Annotated in this window: 20 protein-coding genes and 1 riboswitch; of the genes, 9 read left to right on the forward strand and 11 right to left on the reverse strand. The window is 73.8% G+C overall.

Annotation, left to right across the window (positions count from 1 at the left end; genetic code table 11):
• Window positions 1-97: 97 nt before the first annotated feature.
• From ACWGJO_RS36255 to ACWGJO_RS36265, 3 genes are all read right to left on the reverse strand, one after another.
• The gene (locus tag ACWGJO_RS36255) at window positions 98-487 is read right to left on the reverse strand and encodes a DUF3040 domain-containing protein (RefSeq protein ID WP_452189957.1); all 390 of its coding nucleotides are present in this window, start codon (window positions 485-487) and stop codon (window positions 98-100) included.
• 498 nt (window positions 488-985) lie between these two features.
• Window positions 986-1,738 (reverse strand): methyltransferase domain-containing protein, encoded by a 753-nt coding sequence (locus ACWGJO_RS36260; protein ID WP_452189958.1) that lies wholly within the window; start codon window positions 1,736-1,738, stop codon window positions 986-988.
• A 95-nt stretch (window positions 1,739-1,833) separates the two neighbouring features.
• Window positions 1,834-2,388 carry an SAV_6107 family HEPN domain-containing protein gene (locus ACWGJO_RS36265; RefSeq protein ID WP_452189959.1) on the reverse strand — a complete coding sequence of 185 codons (555 nt, stop codon included), beginning with the start codon at window positions 2,386-2,388 and terminating at the stop codon, window positions 1,834-1,836.
• Window positions 2,389-3,019: 631 nt separating this feature from the next.
• Here ACWGJO_RS36265 and ACWGJO_RS36270 point away from each other — a divergent pair.
• Window positions 3,020-3,628: a DUF4126 domain-containing protein gene (locus ACWGJO_RS36270; protein ID WP_452189960.1), complete on the forward strand. Its 609-nt coding sequence runs from the start codon at window positions 3,020-3,022 to the stop codon at window positions 3,626-3,628.
• A 22-nt stretch (window positions 3,629-3,650) separates the two neighbouring features.
• On the forward strand, window positions 3,651-5,168 hold the full coding sequence (locus tag ACWGJO_RS36275) for a phytoene desaturase family protein (RefSeq protein WP_452189961.1): 1,518 nt from the start codon (window positions 3,651-3,653) through the stop codon (window positions 5,166-5,168).
• 42 nt (window positions 5,169-5,210) lie between these two features.
• Here the strand turns inward: ACWGJO_RS36275 and ACWGJO_RS36280 are convergent, their stop codons facing one another.
• A complete protein-coding gene (locus ACWGJO_RS36280) occupies window positions 5,211-6,083 on the reverse strand; it encodes a hypothetical protein (protein ID WP_452189962.1) in 873 nt (290 codons plus the stop codon).
• 204 nt (window positions 6,084-6,287) lie between these two features.
• Complete coding sequence (gene metF, locus ACWGJO_RS36285; RefSeq protein WP_359897118.1) at window positions 6,288-7,202, reverse strand: methylenetetrahydrofolate reductase [NAD(P)H]; 915 nt, start codon at window positions 7,200-7,202, stop codon at window positions 6,288-6,290.
• Window positions 7,203-7,399: 197 nt separating this feature from the next.
• On the opposite strand from metF, the gene ACWGJO_RS36290 reads away from it, so the two are divergent.
• Window positions 7,400-8,530 (forward strand): polyprenyl synthetase family protein, encoded by a 1,131-nt coding sequence (locus ACWGJO_RS36290; protein WP_359897116.1) that lies wholly within the window; start codon window positions 7,400-7,402, stop codon window positions 8,528-8,530.
• A 63-nt stretch (window positions 8,531-8,593) separates the two neighbouring features.
• On the opposite strand, the gene thiE is transcribed toward ACWGJO_RS36290, so the two are convergent.
• From thiE to ACWGJO_RS36305, 3 genes are read right to left on the reverse strand one after another with little or no spacing between them, the layout of a single operon-like run.
• Entirely contained in the window at window positions 8,594-9,247 is a 654-nt protein-coding gene (gene thiE, locus ACWGJO_RS36295) for a thiamine phosphate synthase (RefSeq protein ID WP_452189963.1), read from the reverse strand.
• Complete coding sequence (locus tag ACWGJO_RS36300; RefSeq protein WP_189915099.1) at window positions 9,247-9,612, reverse strand: Rv2175c family DNA-binding protein; 366 nt, start codon at window positions 9,610-9,612, stop codon at window positions 9,247-9,249. The genes thiE and ACWGJO_RS36300 overlap by 1 nt, the downstream gene beginning before the upstream one ends.
• A gap of 42 nt (window positions 9,613-9,654) precedes the next feature.
• On the reverse strand, window positions 9,655-10,863 hold the full coding sequence (locus ACWGJO_RS36305) for an NAD(P)/FAD-dependent oxidoreductase (RefSeq protein ID WP_452189964.1): 1,209 nt from the start codon (window positions 10,861-10,863) through the stop codon (window positions 9,655-9,657).
• An 83-nt stretch (window positions 10,864-10,946) separates the two neighbouring features.
• Window positions 10,947-11,059: riboswitch (TPP riboswitch) on the forward strand.
• A gap of 3 nt (window positions 11,060-11,062) precedes the next feature.
• Between ACWGJO_RS36305 and thiO the strand changes: the two genes are divergently transcribed.
• The 4 genes from thiO to pknB all read left to right on the forward strand — a co-directional run bounded on the left by thiO (window position 11,063) and on the right by pknB (window position 15,143).
• The gene (gene thiO, locus ACWGJO_RS36310; protein WP_380551967.1) at window positions 11,063-12,238 is read left to right on the forward strand and encodes a glycine oxidase ThiO; all 1,176 of its coding nucleotides are present in this window, start codon (window positions 11,063-11,065) and stop codon (window positions 12,236-12,238) included.
• On the forward strand, window positions 12,235-12,474 hold the full coding sequence (gene thiS / locus ACWGJO_RS36315; protein ID WP_380551970.1) for a sulfur carrier protein ThiS: 240 nt from the start codon (window positions 12,235-12,237) through the stop codon (window positions 12,472-12,474). The genes thiO and thiS overlap by 4 nt, the downstream gene beginning before the upstream one ends.
• 3 nt (window positions 12,475-12,477) lie before the next feature.
• Window positions 12,478-13,275, forward strand: coding sequence for a thiazole synthase (locus ACWGJO_RS36320; protein WP_380551973.1), 798 nt, complete (start codon window positions 12,478-12,480; stop codon window positions 13,273-13,275).
• Between the two features lie 86 nt (window positions 13,276-13,361).
• A complete protein-coding gene (pknB, locus tag ACWGJO_RS36325) occupies window positions 13,362-15,143 on the forward strand; it encodes a Stk1 family PASTA domain-containing Ser/Thr kinase (protein WP_452189968.1) in 1,782 nt (593 codons plus the stop codon).
• A 34-nt stretch (window positions 15,144-15,177) separates the two neighbouring features.
• Here pknB and ACWGJO_RS36330 read toward each other — a convergent pair whose 3' ends face one another.
• On the reverse strand, window positions 15,178-15,807 hold the full coding sequence (locus ACWGJO_RS36330; protein ID WP_359897107.1) for a sulfite oxidase-like oxidoreductase: 630 nt from the start codon (window positions 15,805-15,807) through the stop codon (window positions 15,178-15,180).
• 241 nt (window positions 15,808-16,048) lie between these two features.
• Here ACWGJO_RS36330 and bfr point away from each other — a divergent pair, with 241 nt between their 5' ends.
• Window positions 16,049-16,528 (forward strand): bacterioferritin, encoded by a 480-nt coding sequence (gene bfr, locus ACWGJO_RS36335; RefSeq protein ID WP_452189965.1) that lies wholly within the window; start codon window positions 16,049-16,051, stop codon window positions 16,526-16,528.
• 37 nt (window positions 16,529-16,565) lie between these two features.
• Here the strand turns inward: bfr and ACWGJO_RS36340 are convergent, their stop codons facing one another.
• Window positions 16,566-16,844 carry a (2Fe-2S)-binding protein gene (locus ACWGJO_RS36340; protein WP_452180507.1) on the reverse strand — a complete coding sequence of 93 codons (279 nt, stop codon included), beginning with the start codon at window positions 16,842-16,844 and terminating at the stop codon, window positions 16,566-16,568.
• A 159-nt stretch (window positions 16,845-17,003) separates the two neighbouring features.
• Window positions 17,004-18,413: a class II 3-deoxy-7-phosphoheptulonate synthase gene (locus tag ACWGJO_RS36345; RefSeq protein ID WP_452189966.1), complete on the reverse strand. Its 1,410-nt coding sequence runs from the start codon at window positions 18,411-18,413 to the stop codon at window positions 17,004-17,006.
• A gap of 242 nt (window positions 18,414-18,655) precedes the next feature.
• Here ACWGJO_RS36345 and ACWGJO_RS36350 point away from each other — a divergent pair, with 242 nt between their 5' ends.
• Window positions 18,656-20,593: an anthranilate synthase family protein gene (locus tag ACWGJO_RS36350; protein ID WP_452189967.1), complete on the forward strand. Its 1,938-nt coding sequence runs from the start codon at window positions 18,656-18,658 to the stop codon at window positions 20,591-20,593.
• Window positions 20,594-20,681 lie beyond the last annotated feature (88 nt).

Here is a 20,681-nt window from a genome sequence, read left to right on the forward strand (position 1 = left end):
GTTGAGGATAACAGACCCCCCCGCGGTCGGCGGCCCGACGGATCACCGAGTAGGCGCACCTGGACGCGGAATCCTCGCCCGCCACCGGCCGGGCGGCTCAGAAGCCCCCGGTCTGCTCGTCCCGACGACGCTGCCAGCGCTGCTCCACCCGGTCCATCATCCCGGCCTTGCGGCGCGGGGCGGCGGCCGGGCCGGCCCCGGTGGCCTGGCCCGCGGGCCCCCGGCGCCAGCCGGTCACGGCGAACACCGCACATCCGAGCATCACCAGGAAGCCCACGACGCTGACCCAGATCTGGTCCGGCACGACCATGCCGCCCATCAGCAGGCCGATGCCCACCACGAAGCCGGCGACGGCCAGGTAGACCCGCCGACGGGTGTAGGTGCGCAGCCCGGTTCCCTCAAGCGCAGACGCGAATTTGGGATCTTCGGCATACAGCGCTCGCTCCATCTGGTCGAGCAGTCGCTGCTCGTGCTCCGAGAGCGGCACGGAGTCCTCCTACTCGTCGGTCGCGCATGCGACCGGTCCGCCCACCCCGGTCGGGGAGGCAAGTCCAATCAGCCTTGGGGCACACGGTCGGACGCCCGTGCGGGGGACCCGGCCCGTGTCGTCCATATGCCCCACGCGTCCGGCTGTCATGCTTTCCGGCTTTACCCAGATCATACGGTCCGTGGGCCCGTTACGGAGTGGTCTGCACCGCGTGGGACGGGCCACTTCGAGCGGGGACGGCCGCATCGGAGTCAACGCGCCACGCCCCGGACAAGTGCCCGATCGGATGGAATCGTCCCGGACCTGGGCAGGTTTGCCATCGGGCGGCGCGGAGCGACCGGGGGCCGACCGGCGCACGGACGGGCCACGGGCGGGGAACCGCCAGGCCTCCGGGGCGCGAACCGCCGCCGTACGGTGTGCAAAAAAACCGTACGACGGTGGCAGGGTTCGTGAAGGGGCGCACGCGCCCTGAGAGGAGCGCGTGCCGGACGGAACGCCTCAGGCCAGGGTGGCCAGCAGGTGCAGCTGGGTCGCCACGGCATGGAATGCGGGCTGCTCGGCGGCGGCCTCCTCCAGCTTCAGCAGCGCGTCCAGGGCACCCGGCTCGGCGTCCACCAGCACCCCGGGGACGAGGTCGGCGAAGACCCGTACGCCGTGCACCGACTCCACCCGCAGGCCGGCGGCCTCGGCCAGCCGGCCCAGTTCCTCGCCGGTGAAGCGGCGCGGCATCGGATCCTGCGCGCCCCAGCGGCCGTCCGTGGCGGAGAGCACGGTGCGGGCCTCGTTGAAGTGGCCGGCCAGCGCGCGGGCCAGCACGGCGCCGTTGCGGTTGGCCGCCAGCAGGCTGACCACACCGCCCGCGCGCAGGGCGCCGGCCAGGCTGCCGAGCGCCTCGGCCGGGTCGTCCACGACCTCCAGCACGCCGTGGCAGAGCACCGCGTCCACGCTGCCGGGAGCGACCAGCTCGGGCAGGGTCTGGGTGTCGCCCTGGACGGCCCGCACCAGGTCCGTCACACCGGCCTCGGCGGCCCGGCGCTCCAGGGCGAACAGGGCGTCCGGGCTCGGGTCGACCACGGTGACGCGGTGGCCGAGCTTGGCGACCGGCACGGCGAAGTTCCCGGTGCCGCCGCCGGTGTCGACCACGTCGAGCACCGGCTGGTCCAGCTCGGCCGCCCGCTTCTCCAGGGCTGCCCGGACCACCTCCCACACCACGGCGGTACGCAGGGCACTGCGGGGACGCGTCGGGTACAAGGTGGGGCTCCTTGGCACGTGCAGTTCGATCAGGATGCCTCCACCTTAAACCGGCCCGGCGGGGACCTCGTCGGACCGGCCCGGCGGGGACCCTGTCAGACCGGCGGCTCGTCGGCCTCCAGTGGCAGCCGGGGCGGGGGCGGCGCGGCGTGCAGGCCGAGCAGCCGCTCGACCAGGCGCAGGAAGAGGGCGGAGTTGCGGATCAGGTCGTCGGCGTCGCGGGCCGAGGCGGCGCCCCTGATCCCGGCCTCGGCGGCGGCCCGGCGGCGGGCGCCGGCGCCGTAGTAGAGCGCCCATTCGGCGAGTTCCGGGGCCACCTCGGGCAGCACCTCCCAGGCGCTGCGGATGGCCTTGCGGCGGCGCGGACTCTTCTCCGGGCGGCCGCGCACCGCCAGGACGGCCGCCACCGTGCGCAGCGCGGCCAGGTGGGCGGTGGCGTAGCGCTCCAGCGGGTCCTCCAGGGCGCGGGCCCGGACGAGGGTGCGGTGGGCGTCGGCGAGCAGGTCGAGAGCGGCCGGCGGCGCGGCGGTCCGGCGCAGCACGGGGTGGACGTCCGCTCCGGCGGGGCGTCGGGTGGACGGACCCGGGAGCTGTGGCAGGGCGGCGGAGTGGAGGCGGGCGGTGACGGGCTCAGGACGACTGATGGTCATGGTCTCCCCCGTTCCGAGGCAGCGCGCGGACCGGGTGGTCCGTGCCTTCCCATCGTGAACGGCACCACTGACAATCCGGCCCGGAAGGCCTCTCCTGCGGCGCGAAGGGGCCGTAAGGAGTCCGGAAAAACCGCAGGGAGGCCGGAAAACGGGGTAGCGGCGGCAGGCGCGGTCCTCCCCCGGTTCCGCGCCGCCGCCGTGTCGTCGCTCCGCCGGTCCACCCCCTGGCCGGCGGCGGCGAGCTCCCCCTCACGGCCGGTCTCCCCCCGGCCCGCTCCGCCGCCCCGTGTCGGCGGTGCGGGGACCACGACCAGCCCCGTGGCGGTCCGTCCGCCGCCTCCCCCGGCCTGCGCGGCCGGGAGACGGACGGATCCGCCGCCCGGGCGGGCCGGGCGCCCGACGCGCCGCCCTCCCGGGTGCCACCACTCTCCCGTCCGCGCAGGTCGTCGGCCATCCGCTGACGTACTCAACCGCGAATCTGAGTATCCGTACTCAGTCCGTCCCGGCCCGCCGTCCGCCGGAACCGCGACGTGCGTCCACGGCGTCCCGGGTGCCGGTACGGTACGGCGGGGCCGGGCGGAACCGGCCCCGCCGGACGAGGAGCGGACGCGATGACGAGGAGGGGGACGCGATGACGGTCCTGCCGCTGATCTTCACCAGCGGGCTGGCCAGCGGCATCAACGCCTACGCGGTGGTGCTGCTGCTCGGCCTGCTGGGCAGGTTCGGTGACGCGGACTCGGTGCCGCAGGCGCTGGAGCGCACGGACGTGCTGGTGGTGGCGGGCGTGCTGTTCGCGCTGGAGGCCGTGGCCGACAAGATCCCGTACGTGGACAGCGTCTGGGACGTCGTGCACACGGTGATCAGGCCGATCGCCGGTGCCACGGTCGGCGTGCTGATCGCGAGCAACGCCCCCGGTTCGCTCAGCGAGGTCGCGGCCGGCGCGATGGGCGGCACCTCGGCGCTGGTCAGCCACCTGGTGAAGTCCTCGCTGCGGATGGCCGTCAACACCTCCCCGGAACCGGTCAGCAACATCGTGGTCAGCATGGCCGAGGACCTCTCGGTGGCCGGCCTGGTCACGCTGGCGATCTTCCACCCCTGGCTGGCCGCCTCGGTCGCCGCCGCGGTCCTGGTCGCCGGTCTGCTGCTGGTCCGGCTGGCGATCACGAAGATCCGCGCCTTCCGGGCCCGCCGCCGCGAACGCAGGGCCGCCAGGGCGGCGGGCACTGCGGGCGCGGCGTAAACCTCGCCCTAGGATCGGGGCCATGGCAAAGATCGTCGTCATCGGCGCAGGAATGAGCGGGCTCGCGGCGGCCTCCCGGCTGGCGACCGTCGGCCACCGGGTGACAGTCTGCGAGGCGGGCGGCACGTACGGGGGCATGGTCGGGCGGTACGAGCGCGACGGCTTCGCCTTCGACACCGGCCCCGGCCTGCTCTCCCTCCCGGCCGTCTACCGCGACCTCGCGCTGAAGACCGGCAAGGAGCCGCTGGAGCAGTTGGTCGAGCTGGCCCCGGTCGACCCGGAGAGCCGGCACCTGTTCCCCGACGGCACCGCCGTCACCCTGCCCAACGCCTCCCGCGGCGGTGTCAGCCAGGCCTTGGACGCCGCCTTCGGCGCCGGCTCGGGCGCCCGCTGGAGCGAGGTGATGAACCACGGCCGGACGGTCTGGGAGGCCACCCGCCGCCCGCTCCTGGAGGAGGCGCTCCCGGCCGACCTCGGTGTCCTGTCCCCGGCCGGCCGGGCCCGGGTGGACACCGACCCGTACCCCGTGCCGCCGCGCACCGGCCTGGCCCGGCTGCGCCGCCCGCAGCCGTGGAGCCTCGCCGACGTGGCGCGGTGGCAGCTCGGCGGCCATCCCGGCCTGACCGCCCTGCTGGGCGAGCCCGCGCTGCGGTACGGCCTCCTGCCCGGGCAGGCCCCGGCGGGGGCCGCCGTGCTGCCGTACATGGAGCAGTCCTTCGGCGTCTGGTACGTCCGGGGCGGGCTGCGCACGCTCGCGGACGCCGTGTACCGGCGCTGCGAGCTGCGCGGGGTCGAGTTCCGCTTCGACACCCCGGTCACCCGGGTGGTCGTGGAGAACGGCCGGGCGTGCGGGGTCGGGACGGCGGACGGCCGGATCGACGCGGACCTGGTGATCTCCGCGATGGACACCCGCGCGCTGTTCCACCACGGCATCGCCGAGTGGCCGGGGGTGCCGGCCGAGGACTGGGAGCCGTTCGAGGTGCCCGGCCGGTTCAGCGTGCTGCTCGCCCTGCGCGGGCCCCGGCCCGAGGGCACCGCGCACCGGACGGTGGTCCACGCGGTGGACCCGGCCGCCGAGGAGAACGCCCTCACCCTGTCCGCGCCGCTGTGCGAGCGTCCCACCGTGCAGGTGCTCCGCCCGGACGACCCGGCGCTGCGCCCCGACGACGCCCACGAGAGCGTGGTGCTGACCGCGACCGTCCCGGCCCAGGAGGAGGACGTCGACTGGACCGCCCCCGGTGTCGCCGACCGTTACGCCGACCAGTTGCTCGCCCACGTCGACGCGGCCGGCCTGGGACTGCGCGAGCGGGTGCTGTGGCGGGTCGTGCGCACCCCGGAGGACACCCGCCGGGAGACCGGCGCGTTGTTCGGCTCGGTCGCCCGCCCGGTGCTCGCGGGTTCGTACGCGGGGCTGCACGCCGCCAACGGGTCGCCCGTCCCGGGCCTCTACCTGGTCGGCGGCAACGCCCACCCCGGCGGGGGCCTCGCCCGCGTCGGTATGTCGGCCTGCATCACCGCGGGGCTGATCGGCCCGGCGTAGGGCCCGGCCCGGTCGGCGCCGGGCTTCCGGGCCCCTGCCTGGTCAGCCCTGGTGCCAGGTGTTCTGCTGCTGGTAGCCGTAGTTCTGGTCGTACGCCGGCTGCTGCGGGATGCCCTGGACCTGCGGGTCGGGCTGCGGCTGCCACTGCTGCTGGGGCTGGGCGTTCGGGTCCCAGGTCTGCTGGTGCTGCGGCTGCTGGTAGCCCGCGTACGGGTCCTGTTGCTGGTCCTGCTGCTGCGGGTAGCCGCTGTACGGGTCCTGCTGCTGGGGGTAGCCGCCGTAGGACTGCTGCTGGTCGTAGGCGTAGGCGGGCTGCTGCTGGGTCTGCCACTGCTGCTGGTCGTAGCCGGACTGGTAGGCGGCGGCGTACGGGTCCTGGTGCTGCTGCTGGACCTGCGGCTGCTGCTGCTCGTAGTACCCGGGGGCGTAGACGCCGTCCTGGGCGAGTTCCTGCATCTCGAAGGCGGCGGTCTGCTCGACCTCGGGCACCTCGTCGGGCACCTCGACGGGGACCGGCGCGAAGGCCCGGGTCTCCTCGACGGCGCTGACCTCGCCGACCCGCTTCCTGGCGGCGACGGCCGCCACCGCGGCGGCGCCGCCGGTCAGGGCGCCCAGCAGCGGCACCTTGGCGAGCGGGCCGGGCAGGCTGCCGTCGGCCTTCCGCAGGGACCAGCCGGCCTGGTGGCCGCGCTTGACCGCGAGGGTGACGAAGGTCTGGCCGACCGCGAACAGCGCGGCGCCGGCCCCGATCACCACGACCGAGCCGAGGACCATCCCGGCGGCCACGCCCAGGAAGCCTGCCAGGGCCAGGACCCGCCAGTGCAGCGGCGCCCGGTTCTGCAGCAGCACCTCGGCGACCAACCAGAGCGCCACCACCGCCAACGCGGTGTACAGCAGCAGGTATCCGATGCCCATCCGCCCGCTACCTCCAGTCGCGTACCCGCGCTTGTGCGCCGCGCGTGTGCGGCGACTGTACCGGTTCAACGGCCGGGGTACCGCATCGCGTTCCCGCCGCCCCGGACGGCGGCCGCACACGACCGAGCCCGTCACCGTCGGTGCGGTGACGGGCTCGTGAACACCCGGCGCCGGTGCTGCGCGGGCGCGGGCCCGGGCCGCCGGTCAGCGCTGGTGCAGCCCCAGGTTCTGGTAGATCTCCAGCGTCGCCGTCGAGTGGTTCAGCGTGATGAAGTGCAGACCGGGCGCGCCCTCGGCGAGGAGGCGCTCGGCCATCGCCGTGGCGTGCTCCATGCCGATGGCCCGCAGCGCCGCCGGGTCGTCGATGGCCGCCCGCAGGCGGGCCTCCAGGTCGGCGGGGAAGGCCGAGCCGCTGAGCTGGGGGAAGCGCTCCAGCTGCTTGGCGTTGGTGACCGGCATGATCTCCGGGATGATCGGCGTCTCGCAGCCGGCGGCCGTGACCCGGTCGCGCAGCCGCAGGTAGTCGTCCACCTCGAAGAACATCTGGGTGATCGCGTAGTCGGCCCCGGAGCGGATCTTGGCCACGAAGTGCCGGATGTCCTCGTCCCAGTCGGTCGAGCGCGGGTGCATGTTCGGCGAGGCCGCGACGCCGACACAGAAGTCGCCGATGCCCTTGATCAGCTCCACCAGCTCGTACGCGTAGGTGACGCCCTCGGGGTGGCTGACCCACTCGCCCATCGGGTCGCCGGGCGGGTCGCCCCGGACCGCCAGGACGTTCCGCACGCCCTGGTCGGCGTACTGGCCGATGATGTTGCGCAGCTCCGCGATCGAGTGGTCCACCGCGGTGAGGTGGGCGACCGGGGTCAGGGTGGTCTCGGTGGCGATCCGGCCGACCATGTTGACGGTGCGCTCGCGCGAGGAGCCGCCGGCGCCGTAGGTCATACAGACGAAGTTCGGGTCGAGCGGTTCGAGCCGACGGATGGCGTCCCAGAGTTTCTGCTCGCCGACCTCGGTGCGCGGCGGCATGAATTCGAAGGAGAAGGAGCGCTTTCCGGCCGCCAGGAGGTCGCGCACCGTCAGTGCGCGATCCGTTCTCGTGGAAGCGATACCGAGTGCCATGCTGGCAGGCTATCCGGCGTTCGAAGGGGCCGGACAACCGTATTCCACCTATTGAGACAAGAGATGGAAGACGTTCCGGTTCGCCCCGGCCCCGTTCCGCGGCGCCTCCTTCGAGCCCCCCGCGGGGCTGCTCGCACACCCGTTCCCAGCCGCACCGTTACGCTTGCTGCACCCCAGAGAACCAGCGGAGCCCCATCGTGACCTCGTCCAGCACCCGGCCGGCCAACCCCAGTGCGGCCAACCCCATTGACGTGGAGGACGTCCGCACCCGCGTCAACGCGGCGCTCGCCGCGTTCATGGACGGCCAGTCCGTGCTGCTCGACAAGATCTCGCCCCGGCTGGCCCCCGCCGCCGACGCGCTGCGCGACTTCCTGCTGGACGGCGGCAAGCGCCTGCGCCCGGCCTTCTGCTACTGGGGCTGGCGCGGTGCCGGCGGCCCGGCCGGGGGCGCCACCGGTGAGGCGATCGCCAACGCGGCCGCCGCCCTGGAGCTGCTCCAGGCGAGCGCCCTGGTGCACGACGACCTGATGGACCGCAGCGACACCCGCCGCGGCCTGCCCTCGGTCCACCGCCGCTTCGAGGCGCTGCACCGGGACAGCGGCTGGCGCGGCGACCGCGAGCAGTACGGCACCTCGGCCGCGGTGCTGCTCGGCGACCTGCTGCTGATCTGGTGCGACGAGCTGTTCCTGCGCTCCGGCCTGGAGCCGGCCGCCGTCCTCGCCGCCAAGCCGGTGTTCGACCTGATGCGCACCGAGGTCATGCTCGGCCAGTACCTGGACGTCCTGGAGCCGGTGGCCGGCGACTCGACCGACGAGGGCGCGCTGGACCGGGCGCGGACGGTGCTGCACTACAAGTCCGCGAAGTACACCATCGAACGGCCGCTGCAGGTGGGTGCGCTGCTGGCCGGTGCCGGGCCGGAACTGGTCGAGGCGTACGGGGCGTTCGGGCTGCCGCTGGGCGAGGCCTTCCAGCTGCGCGACGACCTGCTCGGTGTCTTCGGGGACCCGGCCGTCACCGGCAAGCCGGCCGGGGACGACCTGCGCGAGGGCAAGCGCACCCTGCTGGTCGCGCACGCGATGCGGGGCCTGCCGGCCGCCGACGCCCGGCACCTGGACGAGCGGCTCGGCGCCCCGGACCTGGCGGCCCCGGAGGTCGCCGAGCTGCGCGCGCTGGTCGCCCGCAGCGGCGCGCCCGAGCTGGTGGAGCACCGGATCGAGGAGCTGATGCGGCAGTCGCTGGCCGCGCTGGAGGCCGCTCCGCTCGCCGACGACCGGGCCCGTACGGTGCTGCTGGCCCTGGCCGAGGCCGCCACCGTCCGCAAGTACTGACGGACGGCGACGGCCCCGGGGCCTGGGCGCCTGCGGGCCCCGGATCCCGCTGGCCCGGGCCGGTCAGAGCGCGGCGCGCACCCGGCGGGACAGCTCGGCGGCGGCCGCCCGCGGATCCGCCGCGGCGGTGACGGCCCGCACCACGACGATCCTGCGGGCACCGGCGGCCAGCACCTCGTCCAGATTGCCGAGGTCGATCCCGCCGATCGCGAACCACGGCCGGTCGGTGTCCTGCTTCGCCGCGTACGAGACCAGGCCGAGGCCCGGGGCCGGGCGGCCCGGCTTGGTCGGGGTCGGCCAGACCGGGCCGGTGCAGAAGTAGTCCGTACCGGGTTCGGCGATCGCCGCGTCCACCTCGGACTCGGCGTGGCAGGAACGGCCGATCAGCACGTCCTCGCCGAGGATCGCCCGGGCGGCCTGCACCGGCAGGTCGTCCTGGCCGAGGTGCAGCACGTCCGGCCGGGCCGCGTGGGCGACATCGGCGCGGTCGTTGACGGCCAGCAGCTTGCCGTGCCGGCGGCAGGCGTCGGCGAAGACCTCCAGGGCCTCCAGCTCCTGCTTGGCCTCCAGGCCCTTGTCCCGCAGCTGGACGACGTCCACCCCGCCCGCCAGCGCCGCGTCTAGGAACTCGGCGAGGTCGCCCTGCTCCCGGCGGGCGTCGGTGCACAGGTAGAGCCGGGCGTCGGCCAGCCGGGTACGCAGCGTGTCCGCCGCCATCAGATCAGCATCGCCTGGGCGCGGCGCTTCACCTCGGTGCCGCGGTTCTCCCGCAGCGCCTGGATCGGGCTGCCGGGCAGCGACGGGTCCTCGGTGAAGAGCCACTCCAGGATCTCCACGTCGTTGTACCCGCAGTCCCGCAGGACGGTCAGGGTGCCGGACAGGTGCTTGACCAGGCCCGGGCCGTCGATGAACGCCGCCGGGACCTGCAGCGACTTGTTCGGCCCGCGCCGGACGGCGATCAGGCCGCCGTTCTTGACCAGGTCACGTACCTCGGTGACCCGGACCCCCCACTGCTCCGAGATGTCGGGCAGGTACATCCAGTCGGTGACCAGGGCTTCAATCTTGCTTTCGATCTCACTCACGCCACCAGACTGCCACCTCCGCGGCCCACCGCGCACCAGGCACTACCCCGCGACGGCCGACTTCAGTGGCACCTCCGGGTCGCCCGCGCGGGCCGGATCGAGGGCCGTACCGCGTTCGATCAGCCTCCGCCCCTGGGTGAGGTCGCGCGGCCGGTCCACGGCCAGCAGCGCGCTCGGCACGCCGTCGCGCAGCCAGAGCACCGACCAGTCGCCGTCCCGCGGGGAGCCGCGCCACAGCAGCTCGTCGCCCCCGGCGTGCCGGCCGGCGTACTGGACCATCCGGCCGAACTGCTCGGACCAGAAGTACGGCACCGGGTCGTAGGCCGGCGCGTCCGCGCCCAGGACGGCTGCGGCCACCGCCTCGCCGGACTGCAGGGCGTGGTCCCAGTGCTGGACGGCCAGCCGGGCACCGGCCCGGGCCGAGGGGTAGCTGACGCAGTCGCCGGCCGCGAACACGCCGGGCACCGAGGTGCGCAGCCGCCCGTCCACCACGACGGCGCCGGCCGCGTCCAGCTCGACCCCGGAGCCGGCCAGCCAGCCGGTCGCGGGGCGGGCCCCGATGCCGACCACCACCTCGTCGGCGGGCAGGTGCGAGCCGTCCGCCAGCAGCACCGCGCCGGGCTCGACGGCGGCCACGCCGACCCCGCAGCGCAGGTCGACCCCGGCCCCGGCGTACCAGGCGGCCATCGCCGAGCCGACCTCGGTCGGCAGCGCGCCGGGCAGCGGCGCCGGGCCGGCCTCGACCACGGTCACCTCGCAGCCCGCCGCGCGGGCCGCGGTGGACACCTCGGCGCCGATCCAGCCCGCGCCGACCAGCACCAGCCGCAGCCCGGGGCGCAGCAGCGCGCGCAGCGCCAGGGCGTCGTCCAGGGTGTGCAGCAGGTGCGCGCGCTCGGCGCCGGGCAGGGCCCGCGGGACGGCGCCGGTGGCGATCACCAGCGAGCCGTACGGGAGGTCGCCGCCGTCGGTGTGCAGCACGCCGGGGGTCAGGCCGGTGGCCCGGCGGCCGGTGAGCAGCTCGATGCCGAGCTGCCCGTAGTCGATGTCCAGGGCGGTGGAGTCGGCCTTGCCGAGCAGCACGTCCTTGGAGAGCGGCGGCCGGTCGTACGGCGCGTGCGGCTCCTCGCCGACCAGCACGATCGGCCCCTGCCGGCCGCCCTGCCGCAGTTTGAGGGCGCACTGCGCCCCGGCCAGCCCGGCTCCGACGACGACCACCTGATCCGTTCCGCTCAGCTCTGCCACGCCCGTCACTGTACTCAGCGCGACGCGGCGGCCTGCGGGCCGTCCGCCCGCTGTACGGGCCTTCGGCCGGGCCGACCCCCGGCGTTAAGGTGGGGGCACCACACGGGAGCCCGGCGCACCGGGCTGAGAGGCGGGCTGGCACGGCCTGCGACCGTCCGAACCTGATCCGGGTCATACCGGCGAAGGGAGAAGAGCAGCTTTGTCACGCTTGCCATCAGGCGCCCACGCCGACGTGCTGGTGATCGGCGGGGGCGTCATCGGCCTCGCCGTCGCCTGGCGCGCCGCGCAGCGCGGGCTGCGGAACGTGATCGTGGTCGACCCCTCCCCCGGCGGCGGGGCCGCCGGGGTCGCGGCCGGGATGCTCGCCCCGGTCACCGAGCTGCAGTACGGCGAGGAGCCGCTGCTCCGCCTCGGGATGGCCTCGAACGAGCGGTACGCGGCCTTCGCCGCCGAGCTCTCCGAGGCGAGCGGCGGCCGGGACACCGGCTACCGCCGCTGCGGCACCGTCGCCGTGGCGCTGGACTCCGACGACCGCGAGGAACTGCGCGAGCTGCACGCCTTCCACCAGCGGCTCGGTCTGGACTCGACCTGGCTGACCGGCCGGGAGGCCCGCAGGCTGGAGCCGATGCTCGCCCCCGGCGTGCGCGGCGGCCTGCACGTCGCGGACGACCACCAGGTGGACCCCCGGCGCCTGCTCACCGCCCTGGCCGCCGCCTGCGAGAACGCGAACGTCCTGCTGCACCGCGCCGAGGCCGTCGAGCTGCTGGTCGAGGACGGCCGCGCGACCGGTGCCCGGCTCTCGACCGGGGAACGGGTGGGCGCCGGGCAGGTCGTCCTCGCCGCCGGCCCGCACAGCCACCGGCTGCCCGGCCTGCCCGACGGTGTGCTGCCCGCGATCCGCCCGGTGAAGGGGCAGGTGCTGCGGCTGCACGTCCCGGACGCCTACCGCCCGTTCCTGTCCCGCAACGTCCGCGCCGTCGTCCGCGGCCGGCACCTGTACCTGGTGCCCCGGGAGAACGGCGAGCTGGTGGTCGGCGCGACCACCGAGGAGCAGGGCTACGACACCACCGTCACCGCCGGCGGGGTGTACGAACTCCTGCGCGACGCCCACGAGTTGGTCCCGGGAATCACCGAACTCCCGCTGCTGGAGACCTCCGCCGGGCTGCGCCCCGGATCGCCGGACAACGCCCCGCTGCTCGGCCCGACGTCACTGCCCGGGCTGGTCGCCGCCACCGGCCACTACCGCAACGGCGTGCTGCTCACCCCGGTGACCGCCGACCTGGTCTCCGAGTACCTGGCCACCGGTGAGGTCCCCGAAACGGCAAGGCCGTTCACGCCCCTGCGCTTCTCCCCCGAACCCCCCGCTGCGAAGGCCTCCGCATGACCGAGATCGCCCCGAACGAGATCACCCCGAACGAGATCGCCCTGACCGTCAACGGCGAGCCCCGCCGGGTGTCCGCCACGACCACCCTCGCCGAGGTGGTGGCCGCCGTCAGCGCCGCCAACACCGGTGTCGCCGCCGCGCTCAACGAGGCCGTGGTGCCCCGCGGTTCGTGGCCCGGGACGGCGCTGGCCGGCGGCGACCGGATCGAGATCCTCACCGCCGTGCAGGGAGGCTGAACCATGGCCGACGACCTTCTGACCATCGCCGGGACGGCCTTCTCCTCCCGGCTGATCATGGGCACCGGGGGTGCCCCCAGCCTGGAGGTCCTGGAGCGCGCGCTGCTCGCCTCCGGCACCGAGCTGACCACCGTCGCCATGCGCCGGGTCGACGCCACCACCCAGGGCTCCGTGCTCGACGTGCTGACCCGCAACGGCATCCGGGTGCTGCCCAACACGGCCGGCTGCTTCACCGCCGGCGAGGCCGTGCTGACCGCCCGGCTGGCCCGGGAGGCGCTCGGCACCGACTGGGTCAAGCTGGAGGTGATCGCCGACGAGCGCACCCTGCTGCCCGACCCGATCGAGCTGCTGGACGCCGCCGAGACGCTGGTCGACGACGGCTTCACCGTCCTGCCGTACACCAACGACGACCCGGTGCTGGCCCGCAAGCTGGAGGACGTCGGCTGCGCGGCCATCATGCCGCTGGGCTCGCCGATCGGTTCGGGCCTGGGCATCCGCAACCCGCACAACTTCCAGCTGATCGTGGAGGGTGCGGGCGTCCCGGTGATCCTGGACGCGGGCGCCGGCACCGCCTCCGACGTGGCGCTGGCGATGGAACTGGGCTGCGCCGCGGTGATGCTCGCCTCCGCGGTGACCAGGGCTCAGGACCCGGTGCTGATGGCCGAGGCGATGCGGCACGCCGCCGAGGCGGGCCGGCTCGCCCACCGGGCCGGCCGGATCCCGCGCCGCTTCCACGCCGAGGCCTCCTCCGCGATGGCCGGCCGGGCCGACCTGGACGCCCGCGAGCGCCCCGCGTTCTGAACCGTCGCGCATGTCACAAGCCGGTCCCGGAGGCGGTGTCCTCCGGGACCGGCCGTCCCGGGCGGCTCTAGACTCTCCGAGTGGACATGGCACTGCACGACCCCTTGATCGGCGCCCTGCTCGACAACCGGTACCGGGTCGAGCAGCGCGTCGCGACCGGCGGGATGTCCACCGTCTACAAGGGCACCGACACCCGTCTGGACCGCGTGGTCGCACTCAAGGTGATGCACCCTTCGCTGGCCGGCGACGAGGGTTTCACCGCCCGCTTCATCCGCGAGGCCAAGGCCGTCGCCAAGCTCACCCACCCCAACGTGGTCACCGTCTTCGACCAGGGCGCGGACGGCGGTCACGTCTTCCTCGCCATGGAGTACGTGCCCGGCCGCACCCTGCGCGACCTGCTGCGCGACCGCGGCGCGCTGTCCGTCCGGGCCGCTCTGGACGTGCTGGAGCCGGTGCTGGCCGCGCTCGGCGCCGCCCACCGGGCCGGGCTGGTCCACCGCGACGTCAAGCCCGAGAACGTGCTGATCACCGACGGCGGCCTGGTCAAGGTCGCCGACTTCGGCCTGGTCCGGGTGCTCGGCACCGCCGACGGCGCGCCCACCTCGACCACCACCGCCACCGGCGGCACGGTCATGGGCACCGTCTCCTACCTGGCCCCCGAGCAGATCCTCCCGGACGCCCCGACCGACCAGCGGGTGGACGTCTACGCGGCCGGCATCCTGCTGTACGAGATGCTCACCGGCCGCCGCCCGCACACCGGCGACAATCCCGTCCAGGTCATGTACAAGCACCTGCACGAGGACGTCCCGGCCCCCTCGCTGGTCGCCCCCGCTGTCGGCCCCGAACTGGACGCGATAGTGGCCGGCGCCTGCGCCCGCTCCGCCGACGCCCGCCCGTACGACGCGGTCGAGCTGCTCGCCGCCCTCCAGCGGGTGCGCCGCACCCTCACCCCGGCCGAGCTGGACGCCGAGCCGCCGACCTCCACCCGGCCCGGCCCGCGCTACCCGACCACCGAGCCGACCTCGGTGGTCCAGCCGCTGCCGCGGCCCGCCGACGCCCCGCCGACCGAGCGCACCAGCGTGCTGGACATGCCGCCGGAGCTGATGGACGAGCTGCTCGCCGAGCCCCGCCCGTACGACGAGCCGACTCCGGTGCAGCGGCGCCGGCCGGCCGCGCCGCGCCGCCGTCTCCCGCGCGGTCCGCTGATCTGGACGGCCGCGGTGGCCGCCCTGGTCCTGGCGATCGGCGGCGCCACCTACGGGATCTCCGAGGGGCTGTACGGCGCAGTGCCGGGCGTGCTCGGCAAGGACCGGGCCGAGGCGCAGCGGGTCCTGGACAAGGAGGGCCTGCACGGCAGGTTCGTCGAGGTGTTCAGCGAGTCCGTGCCGTCCGGGCAGGTGATCTCCGTGGATCCCGGGGTGGGGGCGCGCACCCGCAAGAGCGACAGCGTCACCGTCACCGTCTCCAGGGGCCCCAAGCGGATCGCGGTGCCGGACCTCACCGGCAAGAGCTCCGCCGACGCCGCCTCGGCCCTGGCCGGCGCCCAGCTGACCAGGGGCGGCGTGACCGAGACCTACGACGACACCGTGCCCGAGGGCTCGGTGATCAGCAGCTCGCCGGCGGCCGGGCAGCTGCTGCAGGAGAACTCCGCGGTCTCGCTGGTGGTCAGCAAGGGCATGGTGCCGGTCCCGAACGTCACCGGGATGGGCAAGGACGAGGCGCAGAAGGCGCTCCAGGCGGCGGGCTTCACCATGCAGACCAGCGGCTGGGACGTGTTCGGCGCGGTCACCTCCTCCGGCCAGAGCCCGGCGGCGGGCGAGCGGCGCCCGCAGCGCAGCGTGGTGACGGTCAAGTTCTCGCTGTTCTAGGGCGGGTCCGACCCGCTCGGCCGCCGCGAGGGGTTCAGCGCAGCGGCCCGTCGCCGGGCTCCTCCTGGTAGGAGTAGCGCTGCTCGCGCCAGGGGTCGGCGAGGTTGTGGTAGCCGCGCTCCTCCCAGAAGCCGCGCCGGTCGGCCCGCATGTACTCCACCGCGCGCACCCACTTGGGGCCCTTCCAGGCGTACAGCCGCGGTACCACCAGCCGCACCGGGAAGCCGTGCTCGGCGGTGAGCGCCTCGCCGTTGCGGTGGGTGGCGAGCAGGGTTCGGGGGTCGGCGAAGTCGGCCAGCCGCAGGTTGGCGCTGTAGCCGTACTCGGCCCAGACCATGACGTGGGTGACGCCCGGTGCCGGGGGCACCAGGTCGAGCACGGCGGCGGCCGACACGCCCGTCCATTCGTTGCCGAGCACCGAGAACTTGGTCACGCAGTGCATGTCCCCGACGACGGTGGTGCGCGGGAGGGCGCAGAAGGCCTCGAAGTCCCAGCTGTGCTTCTCCGCCGAGGCGGTGGCGCCGAACACCTGGAGGTCCCAGGTCAGGGGCTTGAAGCGGGGCACCGGCCCGTAGTGCAGGGCGGGCCAGCCGCGCTGCGCGCGCTGGCCCGGAGGGAGCCTCGGGTCAGACGGCGGAAGCGGTTCGTGTTTCGACTGACCCATGGATCCATGGTGACAGACGGCGGACGAGCCTCGGCGCGCGCCCCTTTGTGCGGATTCGCGCCCCGGCCTGTACGGAGCAACGATCGGGCCCCCACCAGCACGTTCCGTCATGAATCGGATATTCCGCCACATCTCCTAGTGAGTGTGAACTTACTGGAATTTCCTCCCGAAGCGGTGCCAGGATGCGCAGCGCAGGACCCAGCACAGGACGCAGGACAGGACTCACGCAGGAGGCATCACCATGCAGGGCGATCCCGAGGTCATCGAGTTCCTCAACGAGCAGCTCACCGCCGAGCTGACCGCGATCAACCAGTACTTCCTGCATGCCAAGATGCAGGAGAACTTCGGCTGGACGAAGCTCGCCAAGTACACCCGGCACGAGTCCTTCGACGAGATGAAGCACGCCGAGACGCTCACCGACCGGATCCTGTTCCTGGAGGGGCTGCCCAACTACCAGCGGCTGTTCCACGTCCGGATCGGCCAGACGGTCAAGGAGATGTTCGAGGCGGACCGCCAGGTCGAGGTCGAGGCGATCGACCGGCTCAAGCGCGGGATCGTGGTGATGCGGGCCAAGAACGACGTCACCTCGGCGAACATCTTCGAGGACATCCTGGCCGACGAGGAGCACCACATCGACTACCTCGACACCCAGCTGGAGCTGCTGGACAAGCTCGGCGAGGCGCTCTACCTCGCTCAGGTCATCGAGCAGCCGGAGTCCTGAGGCGGTCCTTCCGGGCGGCTCGGACGGCCCGGGCCGTTCAGGCCGCCCGCAGTGGGACCACCGGAGCGGCCTTCGGGGCGGGCGCCGGGGCGGCCGGGGCCTCCGGGTCCGCGAGGCCGAGCTTCGCGGCCAGCCGGGCGGTCGGGCAGGGGCGGGCGCCGTGCTCGCCGAGCAGCGCCTGGATGCGGCGCACGCAGGACCCGCAGTCGGTGCCGGCCCGGCAGCCCTTCGCTATCTGGCGCGGGGTGCCGGCGCCGCCGTCGATCGCCTTCTTCACCTGGTCCTCGGTGACCGCATGGCACATGCACACGTACATCGCGGTCTCTCCCGGGGTGGAGCGGAATGGATCTTGACTAAGGTTCGCCTTAGTTCACTGAGGCTTACCTTACCCGGGCAAACGGGTACGAAAAAGCCCCTCCGGGCTCGGGAACACCGAATCCGGAGGGGCCTTCGTCACATCCGGCGGACACCGGGCCTACTGGCCCCGGTACATCTCCGCCACCAGGAACGCCAGGTCCAGCGACTGGCTGCGGTTGAGGCGCGGGTCGCAGGCCGTCTCGTAGCGCTGGTGCAGGTCGTCCACCAGGACCTCGTCGCCGCCGCCGACGCACTCGGTGACGTCGTCGCCGGTCAGCTCCACGTGGATGCCGCCCGGGTGGGTGCCGAGCGCGCGGTGCACCTCGAAGAAGCCCTTGACCTCGTCCAGGACGTCGTCGAAGCGGCGGGTCTTGTGCCCGCTGGAGGCCTCGAAGGTGTTGCCGTGCATCGGGTCGCAGATCCACACCGGCTTGGCGCCGGAGGCGGTGACCTTCTCCACCAGGGTGGGCAGGTGCTCGCGGATCTTGCCCGCGCCCATCCGGGTGATGAAGGTCAGGCGGCCGGGCTCACGCTCCGGGTCCAGCTTCTCGATCAGGGCGAGCGCGTCGTCCACCGAGGTGGTCGGGCCGAGCTTGACGCCGATCGGGTTGCGGATCTTGGAGGCGAACTCGATGTGCGCGTGGTCCAGCTGCCGGGTGCGCTCGCCGATCCACACCATGTGGCCGGAGACGTCGTACAGCTCGCCGGTGCGCGAGTCCACGCGGGTCAGCGCGGTCTCGTAGTCGAGAACCAGCGCCTCGTGCGAGGAGAAGAACTCGACCGCCTTGAACTCCTCCGGCACCACGCCGCAGGCGCTCATGAACGCCAGGGCGTTGTCGATCTCCCGGGCGAGCTGCTCGTAGCGCTGGCCGGCCGGCGAGTTGCGGACGAAGTCCTGGTTCCAGGCGTGCACCTGGCGCAGGTCCGCGTAACCACCGGTGGTGAACGCGCGCACCAGGTTGAGCGTCGCGGCGGACGCGTTGTACATCCGCTTCAGGCGCTCCGGGTTCGGGATGCGGGACTCGGGGGTGAACTCGAAGCCGTTCACCGAGTCGCCGCGGTAGACCGGCAGGGTCACGCCGTCGCGGGTCTCGGTCGACTTGGAGCGCGGCTTGGAGTACTGGCCGGCGATGCGGCCGACCTTCACCACCGGCACCGAGGCGGCGTACGTCAGCACGGCGGCCATCTGGAGCAGCGTCTTCAGCTTGTTGCGGATGTGCTCCGCCGAGACGCCGTCGAAGGCCTCGGCACAGTCACCACCCTGGAGGAGGAAGGCCTCCCCGCGCGCCACGGCCCCGAGCCGGGCGCGCAGCTGGTCGCACTCGCCGGCGAAGACGAGCGGCGGATAGGAGGCGAGCTCGGCAAGGGTCTTGCGCAGAGCCTCTTGGTCCGGCCATTCAGGCTGCTGCGCCGCGGGCAGGGACTGCCAGGAATGGGCAGCCCTCGAAGTCTCAGTCGTAGCGGTCACATCGCCAAGGCTACGGGGTGACAGGAGTGACTCGTGACTATTGCCCGAGGGATGAGACATATCTCGGACAAAGACGTGACGGCCCTCACCCGCCCCGGCGCATCCGCTAGGGTCGAACCATGCACGCGCCCCACACCCACTCCTGGTGGTGGGCCTCCCCCAAGGGTGGCCCACGAACGACGCGTTCCTAGACGAACACGACGGCCGCCCCTCGGGGCGGCCGTCGGCGTCTGCGCAGACGGCCCTCCGGGAGCGGACCTTGCACCGCCTCTCACCAGCCCACCCGGAAGGAAGCCGTTCCCGTGACCACCGCCGTCGACCTGCTCACCCGCCTCACCGGCCCGGACGCCCCCGCGTTCGCCCTGCTGCACCGCCGCACCCCCCGGCTCAGCCCGGACACCGTCGAGGTGCTGCTGGGCACCGTCGACCGCTACGAGCACCTCGCCGACCTGCCCGTGCGCAGCGGCCCGCCGGCCGGCGGCGGCCCGGTGCACGATCTGCTCGCGCTCGTCCCGTACCGCCAGATCCGCGAGCGCGGCTTCGAGGCGCACGACGACGACACCCCCCTGCAGGCCCTCTCGGTGACCGAGCAGCACACCCTGCCGTTGGCCGAATTCACCTATGCCCTACCGAAATTGCCGGTCTCACTTGCCGGTGGCGGGTTCGATGTGGACGACGATTCGTACGCGTCGATCGTCCGCAGGGTCATCCGGGACGAGATCGGCAACGGCGAGGGCGCCAACTTCGTGATCCGGCGCGACTTCCACGCGACGCTGGAAGACTTCTCGCCGGAGCTAGCGCTGACGCTCTTCCGCCGGCTGCTGGAGCAGGAGCGCGGCGCGTACTGGACCTTCCTGGTGCACACCGGCGACCGGGTGCTGGTCGGCGCCTCCCCCGAGGTGCACGTCCGGCAGAGCGGCGGCACCGTCGTGATGAACCCGATCTCCGGCACCTACCGCTACCCGGCCGGCGGCTCCGACCTCGACTCGCTGCTCCAGTTCCTGCACGACCCCAAGGAGCTGGAGGAGCTCACCATGGTCGTGGACGAGGAGCTCAAGATGATGTGCACGGTCGGCGACCTCGGCGGCCAGGTGCTCGGGCCCCGGCTCAAGGAGATGGCCCACCTCGCCCACACCGAGTACGAGCTGCGCGGGCGCACCTCGCTGGACGTCCGCGAGGTGCTCCGCGAGACGATGTTCGCCGCGACCGTCACGGGCAGCCCGGTCGAGAACGCCACCCGCGTGATCAAGCGCTACGAGCCCAGCGGGCGCGGCTACTACTCCGGCGCGCTCGCCCTGATCGGCCGTTCCGCCAGCGGCGGGCAGCTGCTGGACTCGCCGATCTGCATCCGCACCGCCGACATCGACCCGGCCACCGGCCAGCTGGTCGTCCGGGTCGGCGCCACCCTGGTGCGCCACTCCGTCCCGGAGTCCGAGGTCGCCGAGACCCACGCCAAGGCCGCCGGGGTGCTCACCGCGATCGGCGCCCGGCCCACGCCCGCCCGGCTGCCCCACCCGGTCGGGTCCCGGCTCGCCGACGACCACCGGGTGCAGGCCGCACTGGACTCCCGCCGGGCCGACCTCGCGCCGTTCTGGCTGCGGATGCAGCAGCCCGCCGAGATCACCGAGACCGAGCCGACCCTGGTCGTGGACGGCGAGGACACCTTCACCTCGATGCTCTCCCACCTGCTCGGCTCGCTCGGCCACCGGGTGACGGTGGCCCGGTACGACGAGCCGGGGCTGCGCGGGCGCGTCGCGGCGCACCGGGGCGCACTGGTGCTCGGCCCCGGCCCGGGCGACCCGGCGCTCGCGGACGACCCCAAGATGATGCTGCTGCGGCCGATCGTCGCGGACGCGCTGGCCGCGGTCCGCTCCGGCGCCCGCACCTCGCCGCTGCTCGCGGTCTGCCTGAGCCACCAGCTGCTGGCCGCCGAACTCGGGCTCGCACTGGGCCGCAAGGCCGTCCCCTACCAGGGGGCGCAGGAGCGGATCGACCTGTTCGGCGGCAAGCAGACGGTCGGCTTCTACAACACCTTCACCGCGCGCTGCTCGGACGCCGACGCGGCGCGGCTCGCCACCGAGGGCGTCGAGGTCGCCCGGGACGCCGTCACCGGCGACGTGCACGCGCTGCGCGGGCCCGGCTTCGCGGGGCTCCAGTTCCACCCGGAGTCGGTGCTCACCCGCGACGGGGTCGGCATCGTGGCGGGCCTGCTGCGCGGGGCGACGGCCGCACTGCGCTGAGCCGGCGGCGCGGCCCCGGGCTCGTAGACCACGCGGACGCGGCGGCCGGCAGGGGAGGGGAAGGTCTCGGAAGACGCAGGGTCAGGCC

It is taken from the genome of Kitasatospora sp. NPDC054795, assembly GCF_053611565.1.